Raw genomic sequence first — 839 nt, 5'->3', positions numbered from 1 at the left:
CGCCTGGGCCTGTCCGGCCTGCTCAGCCGCATGACGGCGGATCGGTTCGAGATCCTGCTGAACCAGCGCCTGATCCTGCGTGACCTGCACGGCTATATCAATGCCAAGATCCGCCGCATCCACGGTCGCCGGGTGGCTGATTTGCTGCATGAACTGCTTAAACGGCGCGAGGATGAAACGCAATCCGCGCTCGACGGGCTGCGTCTGCAGTATCCGGGCTATGCCGAAGAGATCGAGCGCCGCTTCATCCGCCGCACCGCGCTGCGACTGGAAGAACGAGAATACGACATTCTCTATCAGGACGGGCTGATCGGCCGGGAACTTCTGACCACGCTCAAGCAGGAACTGGCCGACAAACGCAAACGCGCCGAGGGTCGGCCGACGCTGGATCTGGCGGTGCAGAAGACCGAACTCGTGCGTCAGTTCCCGCTTTTTGCGGATCTGGGCGATGGCGCGCGGACACGCCTCGCCAAGGCGCTGAAGGCGCGCTATGTTCAACCCGGCGAGGTTCTGATGCGCAAGGGCGATGTGCCCCGCGAGGTGTGTTTCATCGCCTCCGGGGCGGTCGAGGTCGAGACGGCGGGACAGAAGAGCAAGCTGGGCCGCGGCGACATGTTCGGGCAGTTGTCCCTCTTGAGCCGACAAGTCCGGCGAACCCAAATCACAGCGATCAGTCATTCAACCCTGCTTGTTCTGGATGAGGCCCGCTTCCGCCGCCTTCTGCAAAGAAGTGAAGCGATGCGGATCGCGGTTAAAGAGAGCGCAGAAAAGCGAGGGCTTTCGCTTGAAATTCCAGATATTGATCCGCCGAGCACAGGGCACTGACTGGCAGCTAAAGC

General features: G+C 61.7%; 1 protein-coding gene. It reads left to right on the top strand.

The features are described from left to right. The coding region (locus tag HUK65_RS18490; RefSeq protein ID WP_179907760.1) for a cyclic nucleotide-binding domain-containing protein at nucleotides 1-825 on the top strand (825 nt) is incomplete at its 5' end. Nucleotides 826-839 lie beyond the last annotated feature (14 nt).

The organism is Rhabdonatronobacter sediminivivens, from assembly GCF_013415485.1.
Classification (GTDB): domain Bacteria; phylum Pseudomonadota; class Alphaproteobacteria; order Rhodobacterales; family Rhodobacteraceae; genus Rhabdonatronobacter; species Rhabdonatronobacter sediminivivens.
The sequence above is the reverse complement of the archived record's forward strand: the minus strand, read 5'-3'. Positions and strand labels throughout refer to the sequence as shown.